At 74.3% G+C, this 25589-nt stretch carries 2 protein-coding genes; both read left to right on the forward strand.

Features of this window, described 5'->3' with window-relative positions; translation table 11 throughout:
• The coding region (locus QQ657_RS45740; RefSeq protein ID WP_434056846.1) for a type I polyketide synthase at positions 1-16753 on the forward strand (16753 nt) is incomplete at its 5' end.
• Positions 16750-25578, forward strand: a complete 8829-nt coding sequence (locus QQ657_RS45745) for a type I polyketide synthase (RefSeq protein WP_284748672.1) — start codon at positions 16750-16752, stop codon at positions 25576-25578. The genes QQ657_RS45740 and QQ657_RS45745, both read left to right, overlap by 4 nt.
• Positions 25579-25589: the final 11 nt, after the last annotated feature.

The raw sequence follows: 25589 nt of genomic DNA on the forward strand, positions 1-25589 counted from the left end.
CGCGCCCCCCCCCCCCCCCCCCGCGCGGGGGCCGGGGGGCGTGCGCCACACCCCCGGTCACCCCCCTTTCACCCACCCACGACCAGCTGCGGGAGACCGCTCGTGGCGGCCGCGCGGCACCGTGCTGATCACCGGCGGCACCGGAGCGCTCGGCGCCGAGGTCGCCCGCTGGCTGGCTCGCACCGGAGCCGAGCACCTCGTGCTGACCAGCCGCCGGGGCCTCGACGCCGCCGGCGCGCCGGAACTGCGCGACGAACTGACCGCGCTCGGCGTCACCGTGACCATCGCGGCCTGCGACGTCACCGATCGCGCAGCCGTCGCCGCGCTGGTCGGCGGCATCGACGGGCTGCGGGCCGTCGTGCACGCCGCCGGGGTCGCCCAGTCCGCGCCCCTGTCCGGGCTCGGCGTGGCCGAGTTCGCCGGGTTCACCGCCGCGAAGCTGGCCGGCGCCGAGAACCTGGACGCCGTCCTCGGCGACCGCGAGCTCGACGCGTTCGTGCTGTTCTCCTCCATCGCGGGTGTCTGGGGCAGCGGCGGCCAGAGTGCCTACGCGGCCGCGAACGCCTACCTCGACGGCCTCGCCCGCCGTCGCCGCGCGGCCGGGCTGGCCGCGACGTCGGTGGCCTGGGGCCCGTGGGCGGGCGGCGGCATGCTGGCCGACGAGGGCGCGGAGGACCACCTGCGCCGCCGCGGCCTCCGGCCCCTGGACCCGCAGCTGGCGATCACCGCGCTGCGGCAGGCCCTCGACGCAGGCGACACCGCCGTGACCGTCGCCGACGTCGACTGGGCGCGGTTCGCGCCCGGCTTCACTTCGGTCCGCCCGAGCGCGCTGCTCGGCGACCTGCCCGAGGTCCGCGCCGCGCTCGACGTCCCGGTCGAGGAGACCCGGCGCCGCGAGCTGTCCGCCGACGAACTGCTGGACCTCGTCCAGCGCGAAGCCGCCGCCGCCCTCGGGCACGCCGACCCGGCGTCCGTCGCGGTGGACCGGCCCTTCCGCGACCTGGGCTTCGACTCGCTGACCGCCGTCGAGCTGCGCAACCGCCTGAGCGCGGTCACCGGGCTGAAGCTGCCTTCGACGCTCGTCTTCGACCACCCGTCGGCCACCGTCCTCGCGGACTTCCTGGCCGGCGAGCTGTTCGGCACCGCGGACGCCGTTGTCCCGGTCCAGCGCGCGCAGGACGCCGACGAGCCCATCGCGATCGTCGGCATGAGCTGCCGCCTGCCCGGCGGAATCACCTCGCCGGAAGAACTGTGGCGGCTGCTGGCCGACGGCGGCGATGCCATCTCTTCCTGGCCCGAGGACCGCGGCTGGGACGTCGAAGGTCTCTACGACCCGGATCCCGACGCCGAGGGCAAGAGCTACTCTCGCGACGGCGGGTTCCTGACCGGCGCCGGCGAATTCGACGCAGCCTTCTTCGAGATGAGCCCGCGCGAGGCGCTGGCCACCGACCCGCAGCAGCGGCTGCTGCTCGAAAGTTCCTGGGAAGCCCTGGAACGAGCGGGCATCGACCCGCGGTCCCTGGCCGGGAGCGCGTCCGGCGTGTTCGTCGGCGCGGGCGTCTCGGGCTACGCCGCCGGTCTGCGCGAAGCCCCCGAAGGACTCGGCGGGCACCTGCTCACCGGCAACGCCGGCAGTGTCCTTTCCGGACGGATCGCCTACCACCTCGGCGTCGAAGGCCCGGCCGTCACGCTGGACACCGCGTGCTCGTCGTCGCTGGTCGCGCTGCACCTGGCCGCCCGGTCCCTGCGCTCGGGCGAATGCTCGCTGGCGCTGGCCGGCGGCGTCGCGGTGATGGCCAACCCCGCCGCGTTCGTCGAGTTCAGCCGGCAGCGCGGCCTCGCACCGGACGGCCGCTGCAAGGCGTTCGCCGACGGCGCCGACGGCACCGGCTGGTCCGAAGGCGTCGGCATGCTCGTACTGGAAAGGCTTTCCGACGCCCAGCGGCTCGGGCACACCGTGCTCGCCGTGGTGCGCGGCACCGCGGTGAACTCCGACGGCGCGTCCAACGGCCTCACCGCCCCGAACGGCCCGTCGCAGCAGCGGGTGATCCGGGCGGCGCTCGCCGATGCCGGTCTCGAGGCGTCCGATGTGGACGCCGTCGAGGGGCACGGCACCGGTACCCGGCTCGGCGACCCGATCGAGGCGCAGGCCCTGCTGGCCGCCTACGGCCGTGACCGCGAGCGCCCGCTGTGGCTCGGCTCACTGAAGTCCAACCTCGGGCACACCCAGGCCGCGGCCGGGGTCGCCGGGGTGATCAAGATGGTGCTCGCCCTCCAAGGCGGGCTGCTGCCGAAGACCTTGCATGCCGAGCAGCCCTCGTCCGAAGTGGACTGGACGGCGGGCAGTGTCTCGCTGCTGACCGAAGCGATGCCGTGGCCGGCCGACGATCGTCCGCGCCGCGCCGGGGTCTCGGCGTTCGGGGTCAGCGGCACCAACGCGCACGTCATCGTCGAAGAGGCACCCGGGATCGGACCCGAGCTGCCGCGGCCGCGGCGCACCGGGCTCGTCCCGCTGGCGCTGTCCGGCCGGTCGGAGGCGGCGCTGCGGGCGCAGGCCGCGCGGCTGCTCGGTCTTCCGGAGACCGACCCGGCCGATCTGGCCTGGTCCCTGGCCACCACCCGCTCGGCGTTCGAGCACCGCGCCGTCGTGCTGGCCGGGGACGACGCCGAACTGCGGACCGGCCTCGCGGCACTGGCGGAGGGGACCAAGTCCGCCGCGGTGGTGCGCGGGACGGCCGCGCCCGGCCGCACGGCGTTCCTCTTCACCGGCCAGGGCGCGCAGCGGATCGGCATGGGCCGTGAGCTGTACCGCGAGTTCCCGGCGTTCGCTTCGGCGTTCGACGCGGTGTGTGCGCACTTCGACGTCGAGCTGGACCGGCCGCTGCGCGGCGTCATCGAGCACGGCGAGCTGCTGGACCGGACCGAATACACCCAGCCCGCGCTGTTCGCGGTCGAGGTGGCGCTGTACCGGCTCCTCGAAGACTGGGGCGTGCGCCCGGACTTCGTCGGCGGGCACTCCATCGGCGAACTCGCCGCCGCGCACGTCGCGGGAGTGCTGTCCCTCGAGGACGCGTGCACACTCGTCGCCGCCCGCGCGCGCCTGATGCAGGCCTTGCCCGAGGGCGGGGCGATGGTGGCCGTCGCGGCCACCGAAGACGAGATCACGCCGCTGCTGACCGACCGGGTTTCGCTGGCGGCGGTCAACGGGCCGTCGTCGGTCGTGCTCTCCGGCGACGAAGACGCCGTGCTCGCCGTCGCCGCGGGGTTCGAGAAGACCCGGCGCCTGCGGGTGAGCCACGCGTTCCACTCGGCCCGGATGGACGGCATGCTCGCCGGGTTCCGCGCGGTCGCGGCGGGGCTGACCTACCACGAGCCCACGGTGCCGGTGCTGTCGAACGTCACCGGCCAGGTGGCCACGGCCGCCGAGCTGGGCGACCCGGAGTACTGGGTCCGGCAGGTTCGCGCCACCGTCCGGTTCGCCGACGGCGTCGGCGCGCTGGCCGGGCGCGGCGTGACGCGGTTCCTCGAACTGGGCCCGGCTGGGGTCCTCTCCGCGATGGTCGCCGAGAGCCTGGACGACGACGTGGTCGCGGTGCCCCTGCTGCGGGCCGACCGGCCCGAAGTCCGCACGCTGCTGTCCGCGCTCGCCACGCTGCAGGTCGACGGCGGCGGGGTCGCGTGGGCCGAGGTGCTGCGCGACGGCGTGCGGGTCGAGCTGCCCACCTACGCCTTCCAGCGCGAGCGGTACTGGCTGGAGGTTCCGGACGTCGACGGCGATCCCGCGTCGCTCGGGCAGTCCGGCGCCGGGCACGGCCTGCTTTCCGCGGCCGTGGAACTGGCGGGTGCGGACGGCGTCCTGCTGACCGGGCTGCTGTCGGCCGATGCTTCGCCGTGGCTGGCCGAGCACCGCGTCGACGGCGAGATCCTGTTCCCCGGTGCGGGCTTCGTGGAGCTGGCGCTGCGCGCGGCCGACGAGGCCGGTTGCGACCAGGTCGAAGAGCTGGTCCTGGCGGCCCCGCTGGTCCTGCCCGAGCGTGGCGGCGTCCCGGTGCAGGTCCGCGTCGAAGCCCCGGACGGCGCCGGACGGCGCGCGTTCGGCATCTACACCCGCACCGAGGACTGGGTGCGGCACGCGACCGGCTTCCTGGCCACCGGTCTGTCCACATCGGACGATCTGACGGTGTGGCCGCCCACGGGCGCGCTGCCGATCGAGGACTTCTACGCCCAGCGCGCGGCGGCCGGGTTCGCTTACGGGCCGACGTTCCAGGGGCTGCAAGCGGCGTACCGCGCGGGCGACTCGGTGTATGCCGAGGTCGCCTTGCCGGCGGGGACGTCCGCCGACGGCTGGGGTGTGCACCCGGCGTTGCTGGACGCGGCGTTGCACGCGCTGGCCTTCGCCGACCTGCCCGGGGACGGCCTCCTGCCGTTCTCGTGGTCCGGGGTGAGCCTGCACGCGACCGGCGCGACCGAGCTGCGGGTCCGCCTGCGGCCGGTGGGCAACGCCGTCCAGCTGACCCTGGCGGACCCGACCGGCCAGGTCGTGGCCGTGGCCGAATCGGTGGTCCTGCGCCCGATGACCCGGTCGGCGCCCGCCGCCACGCACCACCGCGTCGAGTGGGTCGTGAGTGAGGAACAGGGTTCTAACCCGGTTTCCCACTCACGACCGGCCGCCGGGGAGCAGCGGGACCTCGCGGAGACTGCCGGTGCCTCGGCGGCGACTGCCGGGGAGCCCGGCGATCTCGCGGGTGGCGAGCAGACCCGCGACCTCTCGCGCGCCGCCGGGCTCGGGGACCTCTCCGGGCTCGGGCTCGGCGAGCTTCCCACCTACCAGGAGTTCGCCGAACTCGCGGCTGCGGGCGACATCCCCGAGGTCGTCTTCGCCTCCTGCCGGCCCGAGGACACCGATGACCTCACCTGGGCCGTCTGGGCTTCGGCGCAGCGTGCCCTCGCGCTGGCCGAATCCTGGCTGGCCGACCCGCGGTTCGCCGGTTCGCGGCTGATCTTCGTCACCCGTGGCGCGGTCGCCGTGCGCGATGGCGAAGTCCCCGACGTCGTGGAAGCCGCCGTCTGGGGTGCGGTCGAGCCGCTGCTCACCGCACACCCCGGCCGGTTCGCCCTCGTCGACGGCGCCGCCGTCGAGCCCGGTGCGGATCGGCTCGCGATCCGTGATGGCGTCGCCTACGAGCCCCGGACCACCTCCGTCACGCCGGAGGCCTGGAAGCCCGAGGGGACCGTGCTGCTCACCGGAGCGTCCGGCGAACTGGGCGCCGCCGTCGCGCGGCACCTCCTCGAGGACCGGGGCGTCCAGCGGCTCGTCGTGCTCGGTGCCGAACCGCAGCCTGGTGCCGACGTGATCGCCTGCGACCCCGCCGACCGCTACGAACTGGCGCGAGCGCTGCGGGACGTCCCGGACGTCACCACCGCCGTCCACATCGGACTCGCCGAGGGCGCGGCCGAGCTGCGCGACCGCGCGGACATCGCCTTCAACCTCGCCGAGCTGGACGTCGACCTCGTGGTCCTGACCGCCGCGGGCGGCGACGGCTTGGTCGCGGCGCAGACCGCGGTGCTCGAAGCCGTCGCGCGCAGCGCGCTCGCCTGCCGTCCCGGTGAGACGTTCGACCTGCTGGGTACGAGGGGCGCGCTCCGCACCGTCGAGAAGGCCCCGGCGAAGGTCAAGGCCCGCCGCCAGGTCGCCCAGGTGGCCGACGCCGGCAACGCGCTGCACCAGAAGCTCGCCCGGCTGCCCGAAACCGACCGGCACCGGGCGCTGCTCGACATCGTCCGCACCGAAGCCGCGCTGGTCCTCGGCCACTCCGGACCGGAGGCCGTCGGCGCCGACCGGGCGTTCAAGGAACTGGGCGTCGACTCGCTGACCGCCGTCCAGCTGCGCAACGCGCTCACCACCGCGACCGGCCTGCGCCTGCCCGCGACCTCCGTCTTCGACCACCCGACCCCGGTCGCGCTGGCGAAGGCGCTGCACGCCGAGCTGTTCGGCGAAGAAGAAGAGAGCACCGAGGTCGTCACCCGGGTCGACGAGCCGATCGCGATCGTCGGCATGGCCTGCCGCTACCCCGGTGGCATCGCCGACCCCGACGACCTCTGGCGGCTGGTCGCCGAGGGCGGCGACGCGATTTCGCCGTTCCCCACCGACCGCGGCTGGGACCTCGAGGCGCTCTACGACAGCGACCCCGACGCGCCGGGCACCTGCTACGCCCGCGAGGGCGGGTTCCTGCACGACGCGAGCGCGTTCGACCCCGGCTTCTTCGGGATCAGTCCCCGCGAGGCCGTCTCGATGGACCCGCAGCACCGCCTGCTTCTGGAAGTGTCCTGGGAGTCGATGGAACGCGCCGGGATCGACCCGGCCACGCTGCGCGGCAGCCGCACCGGCGTCTTCGCGGGCATCACCTACCAGGACTACGGCGGCCTGCTCGGCGCCGCGACCGACAGCTTCGAAGGTTTCCTCGGCACCGGCAACTCGCCGAGCGTGCTGTCCGGCCGCGTCGCCTACACCTTCGGCCTCGAAGGGCCCGCGGTCTCGATCGACACCGCGTGCTCGTCGTCGCTGGTGGCGATCCACTGGGCCTGCCAGTCCCTGCGGGAGAGCGACTGCACCCTCGCCCTCGCCGGCGGCGTGACCGTCATGTCCACCCCGGTCTCGCTCGTGGAGTTCAGCCGCCAGCGGGCACTCGCCGCGGACGGGCGCAGCAAGCCCTTCTCGGCCGACGCCGACGGCGCGAGCTGGGCCGAGGGCGCCGGGATGCTGTTGCTGGAAAGGCTTTCCGACGCCGAGCGCAACGGCCACCGCGTGCTCGCGGTGATCAAGGGCTCCGCGATCAACTCCGACGGCGCGTCGAACGGCCTCACCGCCCCGAACGGGCCGTCGCAGCAGCGAGTCATCCGGCGGGCCCTGGCCAACGCGCGGCTGACACCGTCCGATGTGGACGTCGTCGAGGCGCACGGCACCGGCACCAAGCTGGGCGACCCGATCGAGGCGCAGGCCATCATCGCCACCTACGGCCGTGAGCGGCCCGTGGACCGGCCGGTGTACCTGGGCTCGTTCAAGTCGAACGTCGGGCACGCACAGGCGGCCTCCGGCGTCGGCGGCGTGATCAAGATGGTCCAGGCCATCCGCCACGGCCTGCTGCCCAAGACGCTGCACGCCGAAGTCCCGTCGCCGCACGTCGACTGGGAGGCAGGCGACGTCAGCCTGCTCACCGAGACCCGGCCGTGGCCGGAGGGACAGCCGCGTCGCGCCGGTGTGTCGTCGTTCGGGATGAGCGGCACCAACGCGCACGTGATCCTGGAGCAGTTCTCCGAGGAGACCGTCGAACGGCCCGAGCGCTCGGGGTCCACCGTGCCGCTGCTGCTGTCCGGCCGGACCGCCGACGCCGTGCAGCAGCAGGCCGAACGGCTGGCCGCGGTGCTGTCCACGGAGGACATTCACGACGTCGCGTCGTCGCTGGCCGGCACGCGGTCGGCGTTCGAGCACCGGGCCGTCGTCGTCGGGGCCGACCGGGACGCGCTGCTGGCCGGCCTGGCCGATCCCGCCGTGCGCGGGGTCGCCGGGACGCCCGGCAAGACCGTGTTCGTCTTCCCCGGCCAGGGCTCGCAGTGGGTCGGGATGGCCCTCGAACTCGCCGAGGCCGCGCCGGTGTTCGCCGACCGGCTCGCCGAATGCGCCACCGCGCTCGAGCCGTTCGTGGACTGGAAGCTGCTCGACGTCCTCGGTGACGCCGAGCTGCTGAAGCGAGTCGATGTCGTGCAGCCGGCCTGCTGGGCGGTCATGGTGTCGCTCGCCGCGCTGTGGGAGTCCTACGGCGTCCGGCCGGACGCCGTGATCGGGCACTCCCAGGGTGAAATCGCCGCGGCCTGTGTCTCCGGTGGACTGTCGCTCGAGGACGGTGCCCGGGTCGTGGCCCTGCGGAGCCAGGTCATCCGGACGTCGCTGGCGGGCCGGGGCGCGATGGCGTCGGTGGCGCTGCCGGCCGAGGACATCGAGCTGCCGCCCGGCGTGTCCGTGGCCGCGTTGAACGGCACTGCCGCGGTGACCGTCTCCGGCGACCCGGACCAGGTCGACGCGCTGGTGGCCCGCTACACCGCCGACGGCGTCCGGGCCCGCAAGGTCCAGGTCGACTACGCGTCGCACTCCGAGCACGTCGAAGCCATCGAGGCCGAGCTCCTGGACGTCCTCGCGCCGGTGTCGCCGCGTGAAGCCCGGGTCCCGTTCTACTCGACCGTCACCGGCGACTGGCTCGACACCACCGAGCTGACCGCCGCCTACTGGTACCGGAACCTGCGGCAGCGGGTGCTGTTCGCGCCGGCCACGTTGGCGCTCGGTGAGCAGGGCTTCGGCGTGTTCGTCGAGTCCAGCGCGCACCCCGTGCTGGGTACCGCGATCGCCGGGACCCTCGACGACGCCGTCGTCACCGGTTCGCTGCGCCGCGATGAAGGCGGCCTCGTCCGCTTCCTCACCTCGGCCGGCGAGCTGTGGGCCCGCGGGGCCGAAGTGGACTTCTCGCCGGTCCTGGCCGGTGGATCCACTGTGGATTTGCCGACTTATCCGTTCCAGCGCGCGCGGTACTGGCCGACGCTGCCCGGCCCGGGCGACGTCGCCGCGGCCTCGGACGCCGCCGACGCCGGCTTCTGGTCGGCCGTCGAACGTGACGACGCCGGCGAGCTGGCGAAGACCCTCGGGCTGGACGCGCCCGCCGTCGAAGGTCTGCTCCCCGCACTGGCCGCCTACCGCAGGCAACGGCGTGAAGAATCCACAGTGGACAACTGGCGGTACCGCGTCGGCTGGCAGCCGGTCACCGTCGACGCCTCGCCGACGCTCCAGGGAACCTGGCTCGTCGTGCGCCGCCCGGACGACGAGACCGCGGTGCCGCTGGATCGCTTCGGTGCCGAAGTCGTCACCGTCGAAGCCGAGGTCGGCATCGACCGCGCCACCCTCGCGGAGCGGATCGGGGACGTCGAACCGGCGGGAATCCTGTCCCTGCTGGGCACCGACGAGTCCTATCGCGGGCTTGTCGACACCCTCACCTTGGTCCAAGCCCTCAACGACCTCGAAGCTCCCTTGTGGACGCTCACCCGCGGCGCCGTCTCGACCGGCAAGGCCGACGCGCTCCGCAACCCGGCCCAGGCACCCGCGTGGGGCCTCGGCCGCGTCGCCGCGCTCGAACACCCCGGCCGCTGGGGTGGCCTGCTCGACCTGCCCGCGGACCTCGACGAGCGCGCGCTCGCCCGGGTCGTCGCCGCGCTTACCGGGGACGAAGACCAGGTCGCCGTCCGCGCGTCCGGGGTCTTCGCCCGCCGGCTCCTGCGGTCCCCGCTCGGTTCCGCGCCTGCGGCCAGTGAATGGACGCCGGAAGGAACGGTCCTGATCACCGGCGGTACCGGTGGCCTGGGCGCGAAGGTCGCCCGCTGGCTGGCCGGCCGCGGCGCCGAGCGGCTGGTGCTCACCAGCCGCCGCGGCGCGGACGCCCCGGGCGCGGCCGAGTTGTGCGAGGAACTCGCCGGGCTCGGCACGCAGGCGACCGTCGTGGCCTGCGACGTCGCCGACCGCGACGCGCTGGCCGCGCTCGTGGCCGAGTACCCGCCGAACGCCGTCGTCCACGCCGCCGGTGTGCTCGACGACGGTGTGCTGTCCTCGCTCACTCCCGACCGTCTCGCGAGTGTGCTCAAGCCCAAGGCGCTGGCCGCGTTCCACCTGCACGAGCTGACCCGCGACCTCGACCTGTCGGCGTTCGTCTCCTTCGCCTCGACCGCCGGTGTCTGGGGCGGGCCCGGCCAGGGCAACTACGCCGCCGCCAACGCCTACCTCGACGCGCTCGCCGAACACCGGCGCTCGCTCGGGCTGGCCGCGACGTCGATCTCCTGGGGCCCCTGGGCCGACACCGGGATGGCCGACGCGGCCGCCGTCGCCGAACGGCAGCGCCTCGGTGGTATCCACGCACTCGACCCGGAACTGGCGATTTCGGCGCTGCAGCAGGCTCTCGACCACGGCGAGACGACGCTGACCGTGGCGGGCGTCGACTGGGCGCGGTACGTGCCGTCGTTCACCGCCGTCCGGCCGAGCCCGCTGCTGCTCGGCATCCCCGAGGCACGCGCGGCGATCGAGACCGCGGGGGAGAAGACCCAGAGCGTCGGGCTGACCGAACGTGACGTGCTCGAGTTCGTCCGCACCCAGGTCGCCGGGGTGCTCGGCTACGCCGGACCGGGCGACGTCGAGCCGAACCGCGCGTTCACCGACCTCGGGTTCGACTCGCTGACCGCGGTCGACCTGCGCAACCGGCTGTCCGCCGCCACCGGGCTCAAGCTGCCCGCGACGCTGATCTTCGACTACCCGACCACGACCGCCCTGGTCACGCACCTCAGGGGCGAGCTGGGCGAACCGGCCGAGACGACGTCCACAGTGGACGTCACGCCGAGGAGCGTCGAGGACGACCCGATCGCCATCGTCTCGATGGCGTGCCGGTTCCCCGGCGGCGTGCGCTCGCCGGAGGACCTGTGGGCGCTGCTGTCCGGCGGCGCGGACGCGATCACCGACTTCCCCGACGACCGCGGCTGGGACCTCGACGCGCTCTACGACCCCGACCCCGACCACCAGGGCACGTCCTACACCCGCCGCGGCGGGTTCCTCGACGGCGCCAGCCGGTTCGACGCCGCGTTCTTCGGCATCAACCCGCGGGAAGCCCTGGCGATGGACCCGCAGCAGCGCCTGCTGCTCGAAACGGCCTGGGAGGCCATCGAACGCGCCGGGATCGACGCGGCATCGCTGCGCGGCGGTCCGGTCGGCGTCTTCGCCGGCTCCAACGGGCAGGACTACACCCCGCTGCTCGCGCTCGGCGACGACGAAGGCGTCGAGGGCTACACCATGACCGGCAACGCGGGATCCGTGGTGTCCGGCCGGATCTCCTACGCGCTCGGCCTGGAGGGCCCGGCCGTCACGGTCGACACGGCCTGCTCGTCTTCGCTGGTCGCGGTGCACCTCGCCGCGCGGGCGCTGCAGTCGGGCGAATGCTCGCTGGCCTTGGCCGGCGGCGTCACGATCATGTCGACCCCGTCCGGGTTCATCCAGTTCAGCCGCCAGCGCGGCCTCGCGCTCGACGGCCGCTGCAAGGCGTTCTCCGACGACGCCGACGGCACCGGCTGGGGCGAGGGCGCCGGGATGGTGCTCCTCGAGCGACTGTCCGACGCGCGCCGCAACGGGCACCCGGTGCTCGCGCTGGTGCGCGGCAGCGCGGTCAACCAGGACGGCGCATCGAACGGCCTGACCGCCCCGAACGGTCCTTCGCAGCAACGAGTCATCCGCGCCGCGCTCGCCGACGCGGGTCTCGCGCCGTCCGAAGTGGACGCTGTGGAGGCGCACGGCACCGGCACGGTCCTCGGCGACCCGATCGAGGCGCAGGCCGTCCTCGCGACCTATGGGCAGGATCGCGACCGGCCGCTGTGGCTCGGCTCGGTCAAGTCCAACATCGGGCACACGCAGGCCGCCGCCGGCGCGGCCGGGATCATGAAGATGGTCCTGTCGCTGCGCCACGACCTGCTGCCGAAGACGCTGCACGCGGACACTCCTTCGTCCCATGTGGACTGGAGCACGGGCGACGTGCGGCTGCTGTCCGACGCCGTCGCGTGGGCGCCGAACGGGCACCCCCGCCGCGCCGGGATCTCGTCGTTCGGCGTGAGCGGCACCAACGCCCACGTGATCGTCGAGCAGGCACCGGACATCGAGCCCGCCCGAGTCGAACCGACGCGCTCCGGCCCGGTGCCGTGGGTCCTTTCGGGACGGTCCGAGGCGGCGTTGCGGGCTCAGGCCGCCCAGCTTGCCGACCACATCGCCGGGGAACGGCCGGCCGACGTCGGCTGGTCGCTCGCCACTGGCCGCTCAGCCTTCGAGCACCGCGCCGTGCTCGTCGGCAGCGACCCCGAAGAGCTGCTGCAGGGGCTGCGCGACCTCGACGGGCCCACGGTGACCCGCGGCGTGACCGGCGAAGGCCGGATCGGGTTCCTGTTCACCGGACAGGGCGCGCAGCGGCTCGGCATGGGCCGCGAGCTGTACGCCGAGCACCCGGTGTACGCCGAGGCGTTCGACGCGGTGTGCGCGCACTTCGACACCGAGCTGGACCGGCCGCTGCGGGACGTCGTCTTCGGCGACGAAGACCTGCTGAACGAGACCGGCTATACCCAGCCCGCGCTGTTCGCGGTCGAGGTGGCGCTGTTCCGGCTGCTGGAGTCGTGGGGCGTGCACCCCGAGTACCTGGCGGGCCACTCGATCGGCGAACTGGCCGCCGCGCACGTCGCCGGGGTGTTCTCCCTCTCCGACGCGTGCCGGCTGGTCGCCGCGCGCGGCCGGTTGATGCAGGCCCTGCCGCGTGGCGGCGGGATGCTCGCCGTGTCGGCCACCGAAGACGAGGTCACGCCGCTGCTCACGGACACGGTGAGCATCGCCGCGATCAACGGGCCGACGTCGATCGTGGTCTCCGGCGCCGACCTCGACGGAATCGAGCGGCACTTCACCGCACTGGGCCGCAAGACCAAGCGGCTCACGGTCTCCCACGCGTTCCACTCGCCGTTGATGGATCCGATGCTGGCCGAGTTCGCGAAGGTGGCCGAGCGGATCACCTTCACCGAGCCGAGCCTGCCGATCGTGTCCACGGTGACCGGTGCGGTCACGTCCGTGCTGACGCCGGAGTACTGGGTCGGCCAGGTGCGTGCGGCGGTGCGGTTCGCCGACGCCGTCACGACCCTGCACGGCCTGGGCGTCAACCGGTTCGTCGAGATCGGGCCGGACGCCGTCCTCGCGCCGATGGTCGAAGCGGCCGTGGTGGTGCCCACCCTGCGCAAGGGCCGCGACGAGCGGGCCACCGTACTGGCCGCCGTCGGCGAACTGCACGTCCACGGGCAGAGCCCGGACTGGACGGCGGTGTTCGCCGGGACGGCCGCACAGCGCATCGACCTGCCGACGTACGCGTTCCAGTACCAGCGTTTCTGGCCGCACCTGTCCGGCATGCCGCTGGGCGACGTCACCGCCGCCGGCCTCACCGCGGTCGACCACCCGCTCCTGGGGGCGGCGGTCTCCGTGGCCGGGGCCGACGAACTGCTGTTCACCAGCCGGCTCGCGCTGTCCACCCACCCGTGGCTGGCCGGGCACGAGGTCATGGGCCAGGTCCTGCTGCCGGGCACCGCGTTCCTGGAGCTGGCGGTCCGCGCCGCGGACCAGGCCGGCTGCGCCCGCGTGGAGGAGCTGACGCTGGCCGCGCCGCTGGTGCTGCCCGCGCGCGGCGGCGTCCAGCTGCAGTGCTCGGTCGGCACGCCCGCCGAGGACGGGACCCGGGCCTTCACCGCGCACTCGCGGATCGAGGGCACCGAGGAGTGGGTCCTGCACGCCACCGGCTTGCTCGCCGTCGAAGCGGGTGAGCCTGGCGAACCCCTGTCCGAGTGGCCGCCCGCGAAGGCGGAACCCCTTGCGGTGGAGGACTTCTACGACACCTACGCGGCGGGCGGCTTCGCCTACGGGGACGCCTTCCGCGGCCTGACCGCGGCCTGGCGGTCCGGCGACGACGTCTTCGCCGAGATCGCGCTGCCCGACTCGGCCCGCGACGACGCGCGCCGCTTCGGCCTCCACCCGGCCCTGCTCGACGCGGCCCTGCAGGCGCTGCTCTACCTGCCCCTGGCCGGGTCCGGGCAGAGCAGGCTCCCGTTCTCCTGGTCGGGCGTCACCCTGCACGCGTCCGGCGCCGACGCCCTGCGCGTCAAGCTCAGCCTGGCCGGAGCGGACGCACTGGCGCTGACCATCGCCGACGCCGCCGGGCACCCGGTCGCGACGGTGGACTCCCTCGCCATGCGCCAGGTGTCCGCGGACCAGCTGACGACCGAACCCAGCGGGCTGCGCGACTCGCTGTTCCAGGTGGACTGGGTCCCCCTGGACACCGGAGCCGACCCGGACACCGGGTCCTGGGCTGTGCTCGGCCCGGACCAGCACAAGCTCGGTGTCCAGCTCGGCACGTCCGGCCCGCTGGCGTCCTATGTGGACATCGACGCGCTGGTGGCCGCGATCACCGGCGGGGCCACGCCGCCCGAGGTCGTCTTCGCGCCGCTCGCCCCGTCCGGCCGGACGGCGGACCTCCCGGGTGCGGTCCGGGCGGCCACCGGACTGGCCTTGGACACGGTGCAGCGCTGGCTGGCCGAAGACGTGCTGGAAGGCGCGAAGCTCGTGTTCGTCACCTCCGGCGCGGTGGCCCACCGCGGCGAGGTGACCGACCTGGCCAACGCCGGCGTCTGGGGCCTGGTCCGCTCGGCCCAGGCCGAGAACCCGGAGCGGTTCCTGCTGGTCGACGTCGACGGCAAGGAAGCGTCCTACGGCGCGGTCCCGGCCGCACTCGCCACCGGCGAACCGCAGGTGTCCCTGCGCGACGGTGAACCGCACGCGGCCCGGCTGGTGCGCGCCGAAGCGGCCGGCGGCGTGCTCAGTGCCCCGAAGGACGGGCACTGGCGGCTGGACATCGTCGACAAGGGCACCCTGGAGAACCTCACCCTGCTGCCGTGCCCCGAGGTCGCCGCACCGCTGCCGGACGGGCACGTGCGGATCGCCGTCCGCGCGGCGGGCGTGAACTTCCGCGACGTCCTCAACGCGCTCGGCATGTACCCCGGCGAGGCCGGCGCGATGGGCCTGGAAGGCGCGGGCGTGGTCACCGAGGTCGGCCCCGGGGTCACCGGGCTCGCCGCCGGCGACCGCGTGCTGGGCATGTTCCCCGGCGCGTTCGGGCCGGTCGCGGTCGCCGACCAGCGGCTCGTCGCCCGCGTCCCGGACGGCTGGTCGTTCGCCGAGGCGGCGTCCGTGCCGATCGTGTTCCTCACCGCGTACTACGCGCTGGTCGACCTCGGCCGCGTGCAGGCGGGGGAGACCGTGCTCGTCCACGCGGCCGCCGGCGGCGTCGGCATGGCCGCGGTCCAGCTGGCGAAGCACCTCGGCGCCGATGTGTTCGGCACCGCGGGCGCCGGCAAGTGGGGCGCGCTGCGCGAGCACGGCCTCGCCGACGACCGGATCGCCTCTTCGCGGACCCTGGACTTCGAGGACCGGTTCCTCGCGGCCACCGGCGGCCGGGGCGTCGACGTCGTGCTCGATTCGCTGGCCGGCGAGTTCGTGGACGCGTCACTGCGGTTGCTGCCGCGCGGCGGCCGGTTCCTGGAGATGGGCAAGACCGACGTCCGGGCCTCCGCCGACGTCGCGGCGGCCCACCCGGGCGTCGCCTACCAGGCGTTCGACCTCATCGAGGCCGGGCCCGACCGCATCGCCGAGATGCTGCGGGAGGTCCTCGGCCTGCTGGGTCAGGGCGTGCTGCGGCCGATCCCGGTCACCGCGTGGGACGTCCACCGCGCCCCGGCGGCGTTCAAGCACCTCCAGCAGGCCAAGCACGTCGGCAAGGTCGTGCTGACCGTGCCCGCGCCGCTCGACCCCGAGGGCACGGTCCTGATCACCGGCGGCACCGGCGGCCTCGGCGGGCTGCTGGCCCGCCACCTGGTCACCGGGCACGGCGCGCGGCACCTGCTGCTCACCAGCCGCCGCGGCCTCGCGGCCGAGGGAGCCGAACAGCTGCGGGACGAGCTGACCGGGCTGGGTGCGACCGTCACCGTGGCGGCGTGCGACGCGGCCGACCGCGACGCACTGGCCGCGTTGCTCGACGGCATCTCCGAGGACCACCCGCTGCGGGCCGTCATGCACACCGCCGGGGTGCTCGACGACGGCGTCGTCGGCTCGCTGGACGCCGCTCGCCTCGACAAGGTGCTGCGGCCCAAGGTCGACGCCGCGGTGCACCTCGACGAGCTGACCTGCCACGCCGACCTCGCCGCGTTCGTGCTGTTCTCCGGCGCCGCCGGGCTGTTCGGCGGCGCGGGACAGGCGAACTACGCGGCCGCAAACGCTTTCGTGGACGCCTTCGCCACCCACCGGCACGCCCTCGGGCTGCCCGCGGTGGCCCTGGCGTGGGGCCCGTGGTCGGCCGCCGTCGGCATGACCAGCGGCCTGACCGAGACGGACCTGGGCCGGATGGCCCGCGCCGGGCTGCTGCCGCTGTCCGCCGAGCTCGGCCTCGCCCTGCTCGACGCCGGCGTGGCGTCCGGCGAGGCGGCCGTGGTGCCGATGCGGGTCGACCCGGCCGCGCTGGCGTCCTCGGGCGCGGTGGCCCCGCTGTTCCGCGGGCTCGTCAGCGCCCCGGCGCGACGGGCGGCCGCGTCCGTCGCGAAGGCCGAGCCGGCCGGCCTGGCCGATCGGCTGGCCGTGACGCCGGTCGCGGACCGCGAAGACCTGGTGGTGGACCTGGTGGCCGGCCAGGTCGCTGCCGTGCTCGGCCACGCGTCCACAGTGGACATCGACGCCGGGAAGGCGTTCAGCGAACTGGGCTTCGACTCCCTGACCGCGGTCGAGCTGCGCAACCGGCTCGGCGCGGTCGCCGGGAAGCGGCTGCCCGCGACGCTGGTGTTCGACTACCCGACGGTCGCCGAGCTGGCGGGCTACCTGCTCGAAGAGATCGCGCCGCCGGCACCGTCGGCGAACGGCATGGTCGAGGACCTGCGCAGTTCGCTCGCTTCGCTGCCCGAAGGCTACGAGGGTCGCGAGGAGATCACCGAACGGCTGCAGAGCCTGCTCGCCTGGTGGACCGGCACCGCCCCGGAAGAACCGCAGTTGGACGACGAAGTCGCGGCCGCGTCCGCCGACGAGCTGTTCGACCTGATCGACAAGGAGTTCGGGGCGTGACCTCCGACAACGAGAAGAAGCTGCTCGACTACCTCAAGAAGGTCACCACCGACCTGAGGGCGGCGAACCAGCGGTTGCGCGAGGTCGAGGACCGGGACGCCGAGCCGGTCGCGGTGATCGGCATGGGCTGCCGGTTCCCCGGCGGCGTCCGTACTCCCGAGCAGTTGTGGCAGCTGCTGGCCGCCGGCGGCGACGGCATGTCCGGCTTCCCCACCGACCGCGGCTGGCCCGCGGCGCTGTACTCAGGCGACGCCGAGCAGGCGGGCACCAGCTACGTCCGCGAGGGCGGGTTCGTCTACGACGCGGCGGAGTTCGACCCCGGCTTCTTCGGGATGAGCCCCCGCGAGGCGCTGGCCACCGACCCGCAGCAGCGGCTGCTGCTCGAAACGGCGTGGGAGACCATCGAACGCGCCGGGATCGACCCGCTGGCGTTGCGCGGCACGAAGGCGGGCGTCTTCGTCGGCGGCACGTCCACCGGCTACGGCTCGGGCCTGACCGCGCTGCCCGACGGCGTCGAAGGGCACCTGCTCACGGGCAACTCGACCGCGGTGATCTCCGGCCGGGTCGCCTACCAGCTCGGCCTCAAGGGCCCGGCGGTCACCGTGGACACCGCGTGCTCGTCGTCGCTGGTCGCCCTGCACTGGGCGGCCCAGGCACTGCGGCGCGGCGAGTGCTCGCTGGCGCTCGTCGGCGGTGTGACGGTGATGTCGACCCCCGGCATGTTCCTCGAGTTCAGCCGCCAGCGCGGGCTCGCGCCCGACGGGCGGTGCAAGCCGTTCGCGGCCGCGGCCGACGGCACCGGCTGGTCCGAGGGCGTCGGTCTCGTCCTCGTCGAGAAGCTGTCCGACGCGCTGGCCAACGGGCACCCGGTGCTCGCCGTGGTCCGCGGGTCCGCGGTCAACTCCGACGGCGCGTCGAACGGGCTCACCGCGCCCAACGGCCCGGCGCAGCAGCAGGCCATCCGGGCCGCGCTGGCGAGCGGCGGGCTCACGCCGTCCGATGTGGACGCCGTCGAGGCGCACGGCACGGGCACCACCCTGGGCGACCCGATCGAGGCGCACGCGCTGCTGGCGACCTACGGCCAGGACCGCGACCGGCCGCTCTGGCTCGGCTCGGTGAAGTCCAACATCGGCCACACCCAGGCCGCGGCGGGCGTCGCCGGGGTGATCAAGATGGTGCTGTCCATGCGGCACGGGCTGCTGCCGCGCACGGTGCACGTCGACGAGCCGTCGCCGCACATCGACTGGTCGGCCGGGTCCGTCGAGCTGCTCACCGACAATGTTTCGTGGCCGGCGGGGGAGACTCCGCGCCGGGCCGGCGTTTCTTCGTTCGGCATCAGCGGGACCAACGCGCACGTGATCCTGGAGAGCTACGACGCGGCGCCTGCCTCGCCGGCTTCTTTGCCTGCCGGACCGGTGCCACTGGCCTTGTCCGCGCGGTCCGGTGAAGCCCTGCGCGAGCAGGCCGCCCGGCTGCGCGAACACCTGCTCGGGCATTCGGATCTGCCGCTCGTCGACACCGCGCTGTCCCTGGCCACCGAACGTTCGGCGTTCGAGCACCGGGCCGTGGTGCTGGCCGCCGACGTCTCCGAGGCCGTCACGGCACTGGACGCGCTGGCCGCCGGTGAGCCCGCACCGTCCCTTGTGGAGGGTGTCGCGCCGGGCAAGGCCGGCAAGACCGCGTTCCTGTTCTCCGGCCAGGGTTCCCAGCGGATCGGAATGGGCGCGGGGCTGCGTCGCGAGTTCCCGGTGTTCGCCTCGGCTTTCGACGAGGTGTGCGCGGGCTTCGACTTCCCGCTGGCCGAAGCGATCTCGAGCGAGTCCCTGAACGACACCGGTTACACGCAGCCCGCGCTGTTCGCCATCGAGGTCGCGCTGTTCCGGCTCCTGGAGTCCTGGGGCGTGAAGCCGGACTTCCTCGCCGGGCATTCGATCGGTGAGCTGGCGGCCGCGCACGTCGCCGGGATCCTTTCGCTGGCCGACGCCTGCAAGCTGGTCGCCGCGCGGGCCCGGCTGATGGCGGCTCTCCCGGCCGGCGGGGCGATGGTCGCCGTGCAGGCCACCGAGGACGAGGTCACGCCGTTGCTGAGCGAGCGGGTGAACCTCGCCGCCGTCAACGCGGCCGACTCCGTAGTCCTGTCCGGCGACGAGGACGCGGTGCTCGCGGCCGCGGCCGAACTGGCGTCCCGCGGGCGCAAGACCAAGCGGCTCGCCGTGTCGCACGCCTTTCACTCGGTGCTGATGGAGCCGATGCTGGCCGAGTTCCGCCAGGTCGTGTCCGGGCTGACATTCTCGGCGCCGAAGATCCCGATCGTCACCGGCGGACCCGCCGAGCTGACCGACCCGGAGTACTGGGTCCGGCACGTCCGCGAGCCGGTCCGGTTCGCCGACCGCGTGACGGCCTTGGAAGCCAAGGGCGTCGCCCGGTTCGTCGAACTGGGCCCGGACCGGACGCTGGCCGGGATGACGAGCGTGCCCGTCGTGGCGATGCTGCGCGCGTCGCGCGACGAGCGGGAGTCGGCGTTGTCCGCGCTGGCCGAGCTGCACGTCCGCGGCGGCGCGCCCGACTGGACCGCGCTGCTCGGCGGCGCCCGCCGCGTCGAGCTGCCGACGTATGCCTTCCAGCGCGACCGGTTCTGGCTGACCTCACCGGAGTCCACCGCGGTCGCGGACGTCAACGCCGACCGCTTCTGGTCCGTGGTCGAGCGGCAGGACCTCGACGAGCTGGCCGCCACCCTGGACATCCCGTCGGAGACGCCGCTGAGCGACGTCTTGCCCGCGCTGGCTTCGTGGCGCCGTCGTCACCACGATGAGTCCATAGTGGACAATTGGCGGTACCGGATCGACTGGCGTCCGGTCACCGGGACGACCGCGACCCGGCTGTCCGGTCGTTGGCTCGTGGTGGCCCGGGAAGGCGCCGAGGACGTCGTCGCGGGCCTGCGTGACCGGGGCGCGGACGTCGTGGAGCTGACCGGCGTCGACCTGCTCGCCTCGACGACCGAGCCCGCCGGGATCCTTTCCCTGCTGGCGGTGGAGGACACACTTGCGCTGGTGCAGGCCCTCGGTGCGCTGGGCTGGTCCGCGCCGCTGTGGTGCGCGACCCGGGGCGCGGTCTCGACCGGCCGATCCGACCCCCTCGCGCACCCGGAGCAGGCGCAGGTGTGGGGCCTCGGCCGATCCGCCGCGGTGGAACTTCCGCGCCGGTGGGGCGGCCTGATCGACCTGCCCGAGCGCCTCGACGACCGCGGCCTCGACCGGCTGTGCGGAGTGCTCGCCGACGGCGCCGAGGACGAGGTCGCCATCCGGCCCGCCGGGGTCTTCGGACGGCGGCTCGTGCGCGCACCGCTGTCCGTCGAATGTCCCGAGTGGACAGTGAGCGGCACGGTGCTGATCACGGGCGGTACCGGAGCGCTGGGTGGCCACCTCGCGAGCTGGGCGGTCGAGCGCGGGGCGTCGCGAGTGGTGCTGGCGAGCCGTCGCGGCCCGGCCGCGGCCGCACCGACCGCGCCCGGGATCACCGTCGTGGCCTGCGACTGCATCGATCGGGACGCGGTCACCGCGCTGGTGGACTCCCTGCCCGACCTGAGTGTCGTCGTGCACGCGGCGGGCGTCCTCGACGACGGCGTGCTCGACGGCCTCACCCCCGAAAAGCTCGACCGCGTGCTGCGCGCCAAGGCGACCACCGCCCGGTTGCTGCACGAGGCCACCGCCGACCGCGCACTTTCGGCGTTCGTGCTGTTCTCGTCGCTGGCGGGCACCGTCGGTTCGGCAGGGCAGGCCAACTACGCGGCGGCGAACGCCTACCTCGACGCCCTGGCCGCGTATCGGCGTGCGCGCGGGCTGCCGGCGACCTCGCTCGCCTGGGGGCCGTGGGCCGACGCCGGGATGGCCGCCGACGAAGCCGTCCGCGACCGGCTGCGGCGCGGTGGTCTGGCACCGCTGAACCCTGAACTCGCCTTGGCCGCGCTCGACCGGGCGCTGGGCGCCGGGGACGTCGCGGTCGCGCTCGCCGACGTCGACTGGCCGGTCTACGGTCCCGCGCTCACCGCCGTGCGCCCGAGCCGCCTGCTGACCGAACTGCCCGAAGCGGCAGGTGAAGCCCCGCCGATGGCGCTGTCCGGACTGTCCGAAGAGGACTTGCTGACCCTGGTGCGCCGGCAGGTTGCGGCGGTGCTCGGGTACGCCGAGGAGGTCGCCGCGGACAAGTCGTTCGCCGACCTCGGGTTCGATTCGCTGACCGCCGTCGAGCTGCGCAACCGGCTCGGCCTGGCCACCGGGACCGAGCTGCCCGCGACGCTGATCTACGACTACCCGACCGCCACGCACCTGGCCCGGCACCTGGCAGGCACGACGAGCGACGCGCCGGTCGTCGAGCGCGCGGCGGTGTCCACCGAGGACCCGATCGTCGTCGTGGCGATGGGCTGCCGGTTCCCCGGCGGCGTCCGGACCCCGGAGGACCTGTGGGAGCTGCTGCTTTCCGGCGGTGACGCGGTTTCGGGCTTCCCCGCCGACCGGCACTGGGACGTCGCGGGCCTCGCGGCTGCCGGGGTCGTCACCGGCGGCGGCGCGTTCGTCGACGGCGTCACGGAGTTCGACCCGGCCTTCTTCGGCATCTCGCCGCGGGAAGCCCTGGCGATGGATCCGCAGCAGCGCCTCGTCCTGGAAACCGCCTGGGAGACCCTGGAACGCGCCGGGGTCGACCCTTCGGGTGGTCCGGACATCGGTGTCTTCCTCGGCACCAACGGGCAGGACTACCCGGCCGTGCTCGCGGGCTCGGGCGAGGACTTCGGCGGGTTCGTCGGCACCGGGAACGCGGCTTCGGTCGTCTCGGGCCGGGTGTCCTACGTACTGGGCCTCGGCGGCCCGGCGGTGACCGTGGACACGGCGTGCTCGGCGTCGCTGGTGGCACTGCACCTGGCCGCGCAGTCGGTGCGCTCGGGCGAGTGCGCGATGGCACTGGCCGGCGGCGTGACGGTGATGGCGACGCCCGGCGCGTTCGTCGAGTTCTCCCGCCAGGGCGGGCTCGCGGCGGACGGCCGGTGCAAGGCCTTCGCCGACGAGGCGGACGGCACGGGCTGGGGCGAAGGCGCCGGCGTCGTGCTGGTCGAGCGGCTGTCGGACGCGCGACGGCTCGGGCACCCGGTGCTCGCGGTGCTGCGCGGCTCGGCGATGAACCAGGACGGCGCGTCCAACGGGCTCACCGCGCCCAACGGTCCTTCGCAGCAGCGGGTGATCCGGGCGGCGCTGGCGAACGCGGGCCTGGCACCGTCCGATGTGGACGTCGTCGAGGCGCACGGCACCGGCACCGAGCTGGGCGACCCGATCGAGGCCCAGGCGCTCCTGGCGACGTACGGCCGGGACCGCTCGCAGCCGTTGTGGCTGGGGTCGCTGAAGTCCAACATCGGGCACACCCAGGCGGCGGCCGGGATCGCCGGCATCATCAAGATGGTCCTCGCGCTGGAGCACGGCGTCCTGCCGAAGACCCTGCACGCGGACCGGCCGTCGCGGCACATCGACTGGGCCGGCGGCGCGGTGGCGCTGCTGACCTCCACGACGCCCTGGCCGCTTTCGGAGCGGCCGCGCCGGGCCGGTGTGTCGTCGTTCGGCTTCAGCGGGACGAACGCGCACGTCATTCTCGAAGAGCCGCCGGTCGTGGAGGTTCCGGACGCTCCCGCGCCGGACGTCGTCTGGCCGCTGTCGGGCCGGTCGGAGGCGGTGCTGCGTGCCCAGGCCCGGCGGCTCGCGGAGTTCGTCAAAGCGTCGGACGTCGCTCCGGCGGAGGTCGCGCGTTCGCTGGCGGCCCGGGCGGTGTTCGGCCATCGGGCGGTCGTGACGGGCACCGACCTGCTCGCCGGGCTGACCGCGGTCGCCTCGGGCGCGAGGCACCCGGGCGTCGTCACCGGTCAGGCGGGCGAGGGGAAGACCGGGCTGCTGTTCGCCGGCCAGGGGTCGCAGCGCGCCGGGATGGGTTCGGAGCTGTACGCGCGGTTCCCGGTGTTCGCGGACGCGTTCGACGCGGTGTGCGCGGTGCTGGACGTTGCGTTGGACCGGCCGTTGCGGGACGTCGTCTTCGGCGACGCCGCGGCGCTCGACCGGACGGGGTACACGCAGCCCGCGCTGTTCGCGCTCGAGGTCGCGCTGTTCCGGCTGCTGGAGTCGTGGGGCGTCAAGCCGGACCACCTCGCCGGGCACTCGATCGGCGAGCTGGCCGCGGCGCACGTCGCCGGGGTGTTCTCGCTGGCGGACGCGGGCAAGCTGGTCGCCGCGCGGGCGAGCCTCATGCAGGCGCTGCCCGGCGGGGGCGCGATGCTCGCGGTGCAGGCCACCGAGCAGGACGTTCTCGAGGTCGCCGCGGGCCGCGCGGACCTGGCGGCGGTGAACGGGCCGTCGTCGACGGTGCTGTCCGGCGACGCGGCGGCGCTGGCCGAGATCGCCGCCGAGCTGACCGCGCGCGGGGTGAAGTCTAGGGATTTGCGGGTCTCGCATGCGTTTCACTCGGCTCATATGGACGCGATGCTCGAGGACTTCGCCGAGGTGGCGCGCGGGATCGGCTATGCCGGGCCGCGCATCCCGGTCGTGTCCACGGTGACCCCGGACGCCGACTTCACGGACCCGGAGTACTGGGTCCGCCAGGTGCGCGAGCCGGTGCGGTTCGCGCGGGCGGTCGAGACGCTGCGCGAGGCCGGGGTGACCCGGCTGGTCGAGCTGGGCCCGGACGGGACGTTGTCGGCACTGGCCGACGGTTCGGTCCCGATGCTGCGCAAGGACCGCCCGGAGCCGGTGACGGCGCTGCTGGCGCTGGCGAACCTGCACGTCAGCGGGGAGGCGGTGGACTGGAGGCCGCTTTCCACGGGCGTGCGGCAGGTCGCGCTGCCGACTTACCCGTTCGAGCGGCAGGTGTTCTGGCCGGAGCCGCTGGTCCCGGTGGCTTTGCCGGTCGACAGCAAGCAGTACCGAGTGTCGTGGCGCCTGATTGCGGACCGGCCGCGGGCGGGGTTGTCCGGTCGGTGGCTTGTGGTGATCCCTGCCGGGTGCGAGGACGAACCGCTGGTCAAGGCGGTGGTCCCGGCTCTGGCCGAGGCGGGTGCCGAGCCGGTGCAGCTGACGTTCGGCGAGCCGGATCGCGACGCCATGGCCGCTGAACTGCTCGGTCTCGGTGCTGCTGATGGTGTGCTCTCGTTGCTCGGCCTGGCCGTGCACCCCACCCCGGGCCAACCCTCCGTCCCCCTTGGCCTGGCGCTCACCTCCACCCTTCTCCAGGCACTCGGGGATGCCGGCCTCGACGCGCCGCTGTGGTCCGTCACCACCGGCGCCGTCGCGATCGAATCCGAAACTCCCGCCCGTCCCTTGGCCGCCGGGGTCTGGGGTCTCGGGCGGACCGCCGCGCTGGAGTACCCGGACCGCTGGGGCGGCCTCGCCGACCTGCCCGCCGACCCCGGCGAACCCGAGCTGACCCGGCTCGTCGCCGCCCTCTCCGCAGCCGACGGCGAGGACCAGCTCGCCATCCGCCCGGAAGGCACCTTCGCGAGGCGGCTCGTGCGCGCCCCGCTCGAGGCGCCCGCCGAGCCCTGGAACCCGGCCGGGACGGTGCTGGTCACCGGCGGTACCGGTGCCCTCGGGGCCGAGGTTGCCCGGTGGCTGGCGCGCACTGGGGCGCCGCACGTCGTGCTCGCCGGACGGCGTGGACCCGCCGCGCCCGGGGCCGCCGAACTGGAGGCCGAGCTGAGTGCGCTGGGTGCCAAGGTGACGATCGCCGCCTGTGACCTCGCCGATCGCGACGCCGCCACCGAGCTGCTGGGCTCGCTGCCCGACCTCGACGCCGTCGTGCACGCCGCCGGGGTCCTCGACGACGGCGTCCTGAACTCCCTTACACCGCAACGCCTTGCCACCGTTCTCAAGGCCAAAGTCGACTCCGCCGTCAACCTCCACGAGCTGACGCGGGACCGTGACCTGTCCGCGTTCGTGCTGTTCTCCTCCCTCGCGGCCACGCTCGGCGCGGCCGGGCAGGGCAACTACGTCGCGGCCAACGCCGTGCTGGACGCGCTCGCCGAGCACCGGGCCGGGCTCGGCCTGCCCGCCACCTCGATTGCCTGGGGACCGTGGGCCGGCGCGGGCATGGCGGACGGGAACAGCACCCGCGCCGAACGCGGCGGGATCCGCCCGCTGGCTCCGGACGTGGCCACCGCCGCCCTGCACCGGGCGCTGAGCGGCCGCGAGCCGGTCGTCGCCGTGGCCGACGTCGACTGGAGCGTCTTCACCACCACCACGCGGCTGCTCGACGACCTGCCCGAGGCCCGCCGGGCGCTCACCCCGGTGGAGAAGCCGGACCTCCGGGCGAAGCTCGACGCGCTGACCGGCCCCGAGCGGGAGCGCGCGCTGCTCGACCTGGTGCGCGCCGAGGTCGCCGCCGTGCTCGGGTACGCGAGCCCGTCCACAGTGGACGCCGGGCTGGCGTTCAAGGAACTGGGCCTCGACTCGCTCACCGCGGTCGAGCTGCGCAACGGGCTCGCCGCCGTCACCGGCCTGTCCCTGCCCGCGACGCTCGGGTTCGACTACGCCACCCCGGCGGCGCTGGCCCAGCACCTCGGCCGCGAGCTCGGCCCGGCCGACCCGGCCGCGGCCGCCGAGGCCGAGCTGGACCGGATCGAAGCGGCCTTCGCCGCGCTGACCGCCGAGCAGCTGGCCGGCACCCGGATCACCAGCCGGCTGCAGGCGCTGCTGACCCGGCTCGGCACGGGCCCGGCGGAGAACACGCGGCACAAGCTCGAGACGGCCAGCGAAACCGAGATCTTCGACTTCATCGACAACGAGCTGGGACTCGCGTGACGCGCGGGGTC

Origin of the sequence: Amycolatopsis ponsaeliensis (assembly GCF_030182635.1) — a bacterium.
GTDB classification, from domain to species: Bacteria; Actinomycetota; Actinomycetes; order Mycobacteriales; family Pseudonocardiaceae; genus Amycolatopsis; species Amycolatopsis ponsaeliensis.